The organism is Streptomyces sp. NPDC033216 (genome assembly GCF_055577115.1).
This window is the reverse complement of sequence record NZ_JBVIQK010000045.1, coordinates 18,146-27,478: the sequence shown is the minus strand read 5'-3', so window position 1 is coordinate 27,478 and position 9,333 is coordinate 18,146. Positions and strand designations below refer to the sequence as shown.

The following is a 9,333-nucleotide window of genomic DNA, read 5'->3' as shown; positions in this document are numbered from 1 at the left end:
GACGATCCACGGCCGCGACTGTCTCTTCCCCACGACCACACCAACGATCCAGCGAGCCGACAGTCACATGATCAACGGCTTTTGTTAGAGCCAATTAGGGGGTCGACTGCCTACAAGGGAGTCGGGTGATCAGGTCGACGACGGCCGGGCGGATCACGCCGCTCTGCAATCAAGCGCCGGTGAGCTGCCTTCGTCCTGTCTTGGTGACGTCAGTAGCGTGATGCTGTCGGACGTCTGGTTTCAGTCATTCTCACGGACTCTGTCTCTCTATATCGGCATCTCTGAGACCCTTCCTGATTGCAGCAGGTGATCGTTTAGTCACTTAGCGGATCTTGGATGGGGGAGAGGGCCGTGCTGGAGCAGGCACAGTTGGTGGGATTGGCGGGGGCGGCCGCAGCTGCACTGGTCGCGGAGATGACCAAGGAGAGCTGGGCGTCGATGCGCTCGCTGGCAGCTCGGTTCTTCCGGCGCGGTGGTCAGGAGGAGGAAGAACGCCAGCTCGCCCGGCTCGATGCCGATCAGGTGCAGGTGGCCACGCTGGATCCAGCGGCTCTGCGGGAGAGGTGGAACCGGCGGCTGCTGACGCTGGTGGAGGACTTCCCCGAAGCAGCCGAGGAGCTGGCGGCAATGGCGCGCCGCAAGCCGAAAGAGCCGCAGAGCGGGGTGAACCAGACCGCAGAGAACAACACCGGCTCGGTCATTCAGATCGGCAGGGACAACTCCGGCAGCCTGAACACGGAGCGGAGGTGACAACGCTCAACGGGCGTGACGCGCCCCAGCCACCCACCAACCCGCCGTCTGTTGGGCAGTCTGCCGTCGGCAACACCGGTCCTACTGTCCAGGTCGGGGGCTCCAACCTCGGCAACATCAACATCACTCGGCTACCCAAACTACCGGTCACCCCCATTCCGCACGTGGACCAAGAGGCCGCCCTGGAGCCTGTCTGGGCGCACACTCCCACCCCGCAACGGGCAGCGAACCTGCTCGCTACTCATGGCCTCGCAGTCATCGTGGGGGAACGCGGCACGGGACGGCACATCTCGGCAGTCCGCGCCCTGCACACCCATCTCTCCACTCCCGCAGGACCCCCGCAGCTCTTCTACCTGGCAGCCGACTGGGACGAGGACGAAGCACCGGAACGGGAAGTCCTACCCGAGCCCATCACCGGGCACGGCTACCTGATCGACGCGACCTCGCGTTTCTTCTCCGAGAACGCCGCCCGCGCCCTCATTACTTGGGCGGAAGAACTCCACGACGCGGGCAGTTGCCTGGTCATCACCCGTAACCAGCGGGATTGGCGGGGCGACAGCCGCTACGAGATTGAGGCGGTACGCCCCGATGCTATCCAAGTCGCCCGGAACCACCTTGCGCACTGGGGCAGCCACGCGCAGGCCGGATGGCTGCAGCAGGACGCCCAGCGCACTATGGCACGCGGCCTGCTTCGCCAAGCAGCCACCGACCGAACCGCCGGCGTCCTGGCTGACCTCATCACCCGCAGTGTCAGCCCGGATGATGCTGTCGCAATCGCCAAACGCCTGCGCGGCATTGACCCTGAACGGCTAGCCAAAGCGGTCGAACGCAGAGACACACCCTCTTCACCAGAGCACGAGCAGGGAGTCAACGATCTCCGCCGCATCCGGGAAGAGGTCCTGTTATGGACCAATTTCCTGGAGCAGACGCTCACCGGCACAGGCACCCGCGGCCAGGACCGAGTGATGCTGCTCGCCGCCGCCTACCTCGAGGGCGCCCCTATCGAACGATGCATCAAGGCAGCAACCGAGTTCGGCGGCCGCGATGAGACAGTTGCGCGCCGGTACCGGGAAGGCCGGAGCCCCCGGCGTCGGCTGAGAGACGTCGGTGTCGACATCACTTCCAACGACACAGCCGCATTCCACAGCCGCCCGGGCCTCGCCCGTTCCGCCATCCGCATGGACTGGCACCACTGGGCCGACGAACGAGACGCAACCACGACGTGGCTCACCCGCATCACCGCCCCCGATGGCGTCGCCAGAGCATGGACAGAGCAGATCGGAACCCGTCTGCTGGAGCTGTCCATCACGGAGGTCGAATCCCCCTTCTTCACCCTCCTCGACACCTGGGCCACTACCTCCCCCGACGAGCAATACCTCAGTATCGTCACCGCACTGATCACCCAAGCCACGGAGACAGAAGAACTCGCACGGGATGCCCACAAGCAACTGTTGGACTGGGCGAAAAGGCCCGACGCACATCGGCGAAAGGTGGTCGCCCGGGCATGCAGCGGCCGCTACGGCATGCGATGGCCGCACATGGCCCTCGTCCGGCTACGCCACATCCTGGCTGTCGACGACGAAGCAACTCGCATCGCAGCGACCGCCCTGACGGCCCACGCCGCCACGAGCACCGAAGGGTTCCAACGAATCGTTGAGACGGTCGAGACCTGGCTGGAGAGATACCAGACCCACCTCGCCGGCCCTCGAGCCTTCCTAGCGCTCACCGACCCCGCATTCAACGTCCTGGACACCCTGGTGAGCGCAGCACAGGCTGTCCCAGCCGTCCGTGACTTCCTGATCAACGGCTGGATGCAGACACTGCGACAGCCAGAGGTACGCGACGACGCACACCAGGTCCTCCTCGGCTGGGCCCGAGCCGCTCACGAGGGCCGACTGGACCGCACCGCCACCTTCGGCATCCTCACCGACGTACGCAACGCCCATACCCCCCTCGACGCCATGTCCCGCTTCCTGTACGGAAGCCCGGACCAAGACGACCACGCCCTGATCGAAGCACGCCTCGCCCTGGCCAACCTGCGAGGCTGCAACCACGCCCAGTGCTCCGAACCCCACTGCCCGCTCAAAGAAGCAGCCAGCTCCTTCCCGGACACCAGCGCTGCCGGAGGCACCGGTGAACCCCGGTCATGAGGCCCCTACAGGACACCAGCGCGTCAGATTCCCACTGACCCGATGGCTGCTGGCACCGCTGACCACATGGCGTGCCCGACGTCTGGCAGCCGCATACGGACCCGGCATGGACGCACGCACAGCCTGGGCACTAACCCGTACAGCTACTCACCCCGAAGAGATCCCCTTCGCCATGAACCATCTAAGCGAAGACACGGAAGAGGAGCCGTAACCGTTGAAGCGATGGCTAACAGATGCTGCGCCGCCGGGTCTACGGAGCCGACCACAACCAGCCCGTCCTCAGGGTTCCGAGCGATCGCCGGGAGCCCCGTCCCCTGCAGCCGCAGGAGACGGGGCTCCGCAGTGACCGGTTCGAGGAAGATGTGCAGGCCGTCATCGAAGTCGCCGTCGTAGGCAAACCAGGAGTCCACCACCCTGTAGCGGTCGCCGCGAAGGGCCACGGGACGGATAAGCGCTACTTCCTGGTCGGAGCCATCTGGCAAGGTCTGGCGTGTGACAAGCGAAGGCGATACGAGCAAGGACAGCGAGGCGTGGGCGATGGATATCCTCGTCCAGTTGCGCCAAGGCAGGCGGGAGGCACATGCGCGTCGCGACGCGCTTGCGACAGCGGTCGACGAAATAGCCGACGGTTTCACGCAACTGGGCCTCAAGTCTTGGAAATCCGAGCGTATGAGTCCGGCGCGAGAGGACGTGAAGGTCCCGGACGTCATGCTCGGTGACCGCGCCGAACCAGCCGCAATGGTTATCCGGTATGAATCAGCGGTCAACATCCTCAGCGCCGCCGATCAGCTTCGGGGTTTCGCCGTCCTACTTCGTGCAGAGAAATCGCTGATGGGCGCGGTCTCGGTCGCGCGTGGCGTCTTCGAGGCGTGTCTGTGGGCCACCGCGGTAATCGACCCGACCATCAGCACTGACGAGCGCCTGCAACGTGCCCTGACGCGTCGCCTCGCACGACTCTCGGCAGGTATCCGTCTCAGGAAAATGCTCGGCGGCGATACCGATGCCGACCAGCTCGTTGAGAACGACGGCGACGTGGATGACGCGCACGGGACCAACCGCGATCCTGCGAAGGACATCAGCGACATCTTGGCTTACGCCAAGGACCGGGGCTGGCCTGTGAAGAGGGGCCGTCGCACCCCCGAGATCACACCCCTCTCGATTGACTGGCTCAGCGAGAACCTTGAGCGCCGTATCGGCATCGAGGGGTACGCCTGGACGAGCGGCTCGTCGATGGCTCACGGCGAGCATGCTGCCGACACGGCGGTGTGGGTTGAACTGTCCCAAGACATCGGCACAGCTCCGGCATGGCTGATCCAGTTGTGGTCGAACGGTGCTTGGGCGGGACCGCGTCTCTTCCTTGCAACGCACGCCGCCTACACAGGGAAGGGCAGCCTGCGCCGCGAGTATCAGCGGTTCGAAGAGTTGTTCTTGAGCGGGGCCGGCAAGAGCTGAGGCCCTGGAGATCCATACAGCATGCCCTCATGCGCTACGTACGCCCGCCGTCCTCGCTGCACCGAGTGCAAGGCAGCGTTCACGTACGAGCGGTGGCAGGCGGTGGAGTGCACTGGCTGGGACGCCTCTCTCCGAAGGCCCGTCCGACCCTGTGCGGGGACTGCGACCAGCGACATGGGACCGACTGGGAGGAAGCCTGGCCGAACGCGACGCGCCAGGAGCAGTAGCCGGCCGTGCCGGAGCAGAAGGCAACCGGCTGGCTCTCGCGCCTGCGTCGCTGAGCCAGGGCACGCCTTCCGACCAGCCGCGCTTTTCCTTCTGACAAGGACCAGCCCGGCGAATTGGATGGATGCGACGGAGAAGGCACGTCATGCTGGAAGCGATCGATGCGAGGGGGGAAGCGTGAGCCGCGGGCAGACGGAAACTCTTGACGAGAAGCACCAGCGCTTGCTGGAAGCTTTCGTGTTGAGGGCCCGCAGGGTGGAGGAGCATTCGCTGGCCGCCGACTGGGACGCCCTTGTCGAGCTGACCCGCATGAGCATCAACGTCCGTGTCGACCGCGGCGAGGTCCGGATCTCGTACGAGCTCCCGCCCGAGGAAGTGGTCGAATCAGCGGCAGCGCGTATCAGGCCAATCCTGCTGGAGCAGGAAGACTGCTTTCACATGAAGGCGCTCTCGGCTCTGGGCTACACCTGTCGAGCAGCGCCACAAGATGCGGCGTGGATACGGGCCGCACGCGCTGAGTGGCGGACACGGGTAAGCCCCTCCACGCGCGACGAATCCGGCTATTGGGTCATGGTCGCTGACACGTCCACGGGCGAAGAGCGTGACCTCGATGCGCATGGGCTGGCCATGGCCTGGATCTACGGAGACGTGGTGCATCACGACCCAGAGCGACGCAAGGAAGGCGACACCTTCGGACTGCGCGACCGGTTTCGCGCCGCTGTGCCCCTAGTGGCCTGGGCGATGGTCGGCACAATCGAACTCCTGAATTTCGTCCGGGCACTGAACGAGGCCGGGATGCTGAAACTTCGACAGGAAGTGTTCGACGAGCAGGTCGCCTTGAAGTCGACCGTGTGGGAAGAACGTGCCGAGATGTACTACGCCCCCGTCGGTGCTCAACCTCCCTCACTTGCGAGCTCTCCCATGCCCGAGGGGTGGCTCCCTCTGAGCAAGGCATCTGACCTGTCGGTCTTCCGTCACCGCATTGCGGGACAACTCTTGAACACGGAGCGCTCACCATCCATGACGTACCTCCCCTCACCCGAAGAGATCGAAGCCGCCCGCACGCCCGCTGGCGGCTGGAGGCGGGACCAGCTCGCCGCCTGGGGCGTGCCGTGGCCCCCGCCGAAGGGCTGGAAGGACGAGCTGGCCGAACGCTGGAAGGCCGCCCGCCCTGACGGCCCACCGGCGCCCCCGCCCACCCCGGCCCCGGCCGACTTCGCCCAGGACACGCTCGACTTCGGCTGACCCGACGACAGCGGGGCCGGACAGGATCACCCTGTCCGGCCCCGCTGCTCGTTTCCGGCTGCTCACCGGCTGAGGCGGATGCGCGGCCCCCACACGAACTCGAGGTCGTCCAGGAACACGGTCTCCAGCTCCTTCTCCCACTGGCCGCGCAGGAGGAACGGCGCGGCCTCCATCCGCTCCAGGATGACCAGGGTCTCGGGCTGCCCGACCAGTGCGTACCGGCCGTGCGAGGCGGGCCTGCTGCCCGGCCCGTGCGTGCGCAGCATCTCCTCCAGGCGGGTGCGGTGCTGCTCCACAAACGCCTTCAGGCGCTCGATGTACCCCTCGCGTTCCTCGGGGCGCACCGCGCTCAGAGCGACGTCCAGGAGAGTCACCACCGTCCGGCCAGTGCCGCTCGCCCGGTGCGGCCACGGCCCACGGGAAGCGTTCCGCGGCCGCCAGGACGTCCTTCGCGTCCAGCGCCGGAGCCGGGGCCGGCTCCTCCACCGGAGTCTCCTGCGGGGCGGGTGAGGCGGGCTGCTGGAGGTGGGCGAGCAGCATGGCGCTGGAGGCGGCGCGCCCCCGCTGGGCGGTGGCCGTGTCGGCGATGCGCAACAGGTAACTGGCAACGTCGCGGACACCGGCGAACCAGCCGTCCTCGAACCGCGGCTCGGACCCGTGCGGAGGGCTGCTCTCGGAGATCCAGGTGTGGGCGCCGGCCACCGCCCCGGCCTCCAGCTTCGCCACGATGTCGTCGGCCTGCTCGTGCCCGATGCCGACGGCGGCCAGGGCCTGGAAGACCATGAGCCGCGCGCTCGTGGCCTCGTGCTGGTGGTGGCTGATACGGGCCAGCTCCTGGCCGTACGCGTCGGCGTCGTGCTGCTCGGTGCTCACGCGGTGCCTCCCCTGTCGTGGTGGTTGCGGTTGGCGACCCAGTCCGGATCGCGTACGGGCGTGGGCGCCTGCGTCTCGGTGGCCGGGGCGCGCATGATGCGCCAACTGGTGCGCGGCGCGGTGACGGCGTGGACCAGGACGACGACGGCCTGGCGGGCGGCACCGCCCCGGACCCACGCCCCGGTGAAGCGGACCTGATCGGCCGCCCAGTCGCCCAGCCGCTGCCACGGGCGCAGTCGCCCGAGCAGGTAGCCGGCGGCGAGCGAGGCGGCCGCAGTGGCGATGACGCCCACCATCACGACCACCGCATCCCGATCGCGGACAGCTTCTCCATCCGCTCCGGCGTCAGCGTCGCGGCCCGGCTCCGCTGATTCCCGATCCAGGCACCCAGCTTGTGCTCCCGCTCCGTCTGGTCCTCGCCGACGATCCGCTCGACCCACTTCCTCGGGACCTGAAGGTGCCCCTCACGCTCGTAGAACTGCTTGGCGGCCTCGTAGTTCATCGCCCACTTGTCGGCCTGCGTACGGCGCGGCGGCGGCTTCTCGTCCTCGCTGGCGGGCTCGATCCCGAGGACCTGCTCGCACATCCACTGCTGCACGGTCGTGAGCTGGTCCCAGCCGAGCCGCACCGACTGCACCCACCGCCCGAGATCCTCGCCCTGGCGCAGGACCTCACCCGCCTCGGTGGGCAGCGCCTCACCGGCGTCCAGGTGCATCCTCACCAGGTGGAAGCAGCGCTGCCACGTCACCGGCCAGCTCGGGCACCAGGACGCGTCGATCTCCTCCAGCTGCTCGCGCCGCTCGTCCGACAGCGCCCCGGCCGACGACTCCACCGGCAGCCCCTCCGCGCGCCGCTGCTCGATCTCGGCAGCCTTCCGGGCGGCGGCCCGCGCGTTCTTCAGAAAGATGCCTACCTTCGCGCCCTGGTAGGTGGCGTCCAACGGGGCCAGGAGGTGGCCGTGTTCGGCCGCCCACCCGCGCGCGGCAGACAGCCCTTCCTCCCACGCGACGTCGAAGTGGCTCCAGATCATGCCCAACTTCTCCAGCTGCGCGACGCGATCCTCGTCCATGTCCCCGCGGGCATAGAAGCGGCGAGCGTCGGCGGTCCACTGCCCCAGTGGGAACCCGGCGAGCGAGGCCGGCCATCCCTCGGCTTCCGCCTCCTGGTCGTCGACGGCAGGCACGCGGAACGTGAACGGCACCTTCAAGTCGCCGTGCTCGCGGGCGTAGATGACGGCCGCCTCGACACCGCGCCGCCAGTGCTCGTGTTCCGGGTTGAGGACACGCAGGTTGATGAACGCGGCGAGCGCGGCCGGGTCGCGGGGCGTGGAGAACTTCAGCAGGGCCTTGGCGGGGCCGCTGACGCCCCCGGAGCCCTCGCCGCTCCCGCCCGTACTCTTCCCGCTGTCGTCCTTGCTGACGGGCTTGTAGCGGCTCGGGGCCTGCTGCTCCGCGAGGCTCTCCACGATCCGCGCGTCGTGCGCCCGCAGCGCCTCCAACAGCTTGGCCAGCCCCCCGAACGCCCGGGACGTGAGCATGTTGTCCGCCGTCTCACCGGGACCGAGCAGCACCGGCACCACCAGGCTTGCCACCTTGCCCTCGCCCGGCTGCATCCGCAGCGCCCGGCCCACCGCCTGGACCAGGTCCGGCATCGACCCGCGCACATCCGCCCAGTACACGGAGTCACATTTTTTGGTATCGACCCCCTCACCCAAGACCTTCAATGAGCACAGGAAGCACTTCTCCACGACGGTGCCGTCCGTGGCGATCCCTTCGGCGAACTCGCCCAGCAGACGCCGCCGGTGGAGCGGCTTGTGGTCGCCACAGAGCCAGTCCGCCCAGATCGTCTTGGGGTACAGCTCGGGGTCGGATGCGTGCAGCTGCGCGGCGACGTCGGGAAGGCCGGCCGCGAACGCTTCGGCCTCGCGGACCTGGTGGTGGAAGACCAGCGTGCGGCGGAACCCCTCCTCCGCAGACGCCTTCACCAGAGCGGTCTGCAGAGCCGCGAGCCGCGCCCCGCGCACCTCTGCCGACCGGCCCTCCGCGCCCAGGAGCTGCGCGGCCTGAAGCGCGGTGTCGGTGACATCCACGCATACGACCTGGTAGGGGGCACAGATTCCCCTGTCGATGGCCTCCGAGAGCGTCAAAGTGAATGTCCTGCTGCCGAAGGGGCCATCGGGATCGTCTTCCATGCTCGCGACCAGCTCGCCCGGTGCGCCGGCCTCGTCCTCGTCCCCGAGCTGCCACAGCCGGGGTGTGGCCGTCATGTACAACCGGCGCAGAGACGGGATCTTCTGGTTGTCGTGAACGACCGCCCACGGCTTCCCGATCCGGCCAGAAACCCGGTGGGCCTCATCCACGACGATCAGGTCCCAAGCCGACAAACCCGCAGCGTGCGCCCGCTCCAGCGTGCCCAGACCGAGACTGGCGTACGTGGCGTACACGGTCACCTTGTCCAGGCCGCGAGTCCACTCCACCAGCTCGTCCACGTCCGTGGTGTTGGGGAAGGACGCCTCCTCGCCCCGCAGCGAGGACACCCCGATCATCGGCCCCCGGCGGCCTCCCTCGCGCGCGCCGGGGAGCGCAGCGACCCGGCTCTCTCTGACGGGCGCAGCCCGGAGGGACCCCATGCGGACTCG

The 9,333-nt window shown here is 67.8% G+C and carries 7 protein-coding genes; 4 read left to right on the top strand and 3 right to left on the bottom strand.

The window, feature by feature from the left end:
- Nucleotides 1–351: 351 nt before the first annotated feature.
- The 4 genes from ACZ5Y0_RS36125 to ACZ5Y0_RS36110 all read left to right on the top strand — a co-directional run bounded on the left by ACZ5Y0_RS36125 (nucleotide 352) and on the right by ACZ5Y0_RS36110 (nucleotide 5,822).
- Nucleotides 352–750: a hypothetical protein gene (locus ACZ5Y0_RS36125; protein ID WP_469132863.1), complete on the top strand. Its 399-nt coding sequence runs from the start codon at nucleotides 352–354 to the stop codon at nucleotides 748–750.
- Complete coding sequence (locus ACZ5Y0_RS36120; RefSeq protein WP_469132862.1) at nucleotides 747–2,900, top strand: hypothetical protein; 2,154 nt, start codon at nucleotides 747–749, stop codon at nucleotides 2,898–2,900. The genes ACZ5Y0_RS36125 and ACZ5Y0_RS36120 overlap by 4 nt, the downstream gene beginning before the upstream one ends.
- 492 nt (nucleotides 2,901–3,392) lie before the next feature.
- Nucleotides 3,393–4,352 (top strand): hypothetical protein, encoded by a 960-nt coding sequence (locus ACZ5Y0_RS36115; protein ID WP_469132861.1) that lies wholly within the window; start codon nucleotides 3,393–3,395, stop codon nucleotides 4,350–4,352.
- Between the two features lie 402 nt (nucleotides 4,353–4,754).
- Complete coding sequence (locus tag ACZ5Y0_RS36110; RefSeq protein ID WP_469132860.1) at nucleotides 4,755–5,822, top strand: hypothetical protein; 1,068 nt, start codon at nucleotides 4,755–4,757, stop codon at nucleotides 5,820–5,822.
- Between the two features lie 62 nt (nucleotides 5,823–5,884).
- On the opposite strand, the gene ACZ5Y0_RS36105 is transcribed toward ACZ5Y0_RS36110, so the two are convergent.
- From ACZ5Y0_RS36105 to ACZ5Y0_RS36095, 3 genes are all read right to left on the bottom strand, one after another.
- Nucleotides 5,885–6,199, bottom strand: a complete 315-nt coding sequence (locus tag ACZ5Y0_RS36105; RefSeq protein ID WP_469132859.1) for a hypothetical protein — start codon at nucleotides 6,197–6,199, stop codon at nucleotides 5,885–5,887.
- A gap of 492 nt (nucleotides 6,200–6,691) precedes the next feature.
- On the bottom strand, nucleotides 6,692–6,991 hold the full coding sequence (locus ACZ5Y0_RS36100) for a hypothetical protein (protein ID WP_469132858.1): 300 nt from the start codon (nucleotides 6,989–6,991) through the stop codon (nucleotides 6,692–6,694).
- On the bottom strand, nucleotides 6,991–9,240 hold the full coding sequence (locus ACZ5Y0_RS36095) for a helicase associated domain-containing protein (protein WP_469132857.1): 2,250 nt from the start codon (nucleotides 9,238–9,240) through the stop codon (nucleotides 6,991–6,993). The genes ACZ5Y0_RS36100 and ACZ5Y0_RS36095 overlap by 1 nt, the downstream gene beginning before the upstream one ends.
- Between the last annotated feature and the right edge of the window lie 93 nt (nucleotides 9,241–9,333).

What these genes read in the sequence shown, in the direction of transcription:
- ACZ5Y0_RS36095 (WP_469132857.1), bottom strand. Translation starts at nt 9,240, where the DNA reads ATGATCGGGGTGTCCTCGCTGCGGGGCGAGGAGGCGTCCTTCCCCAAC.
- ACZ5Y0_RS36100 (WP_469132858.1), bottom strand. Translation starts at nt 6,991, where the DNA reads ATGGTGGGCGTCATCGCCACTGCGGCCGCCTCGCTCGCCGCCGGCTAC.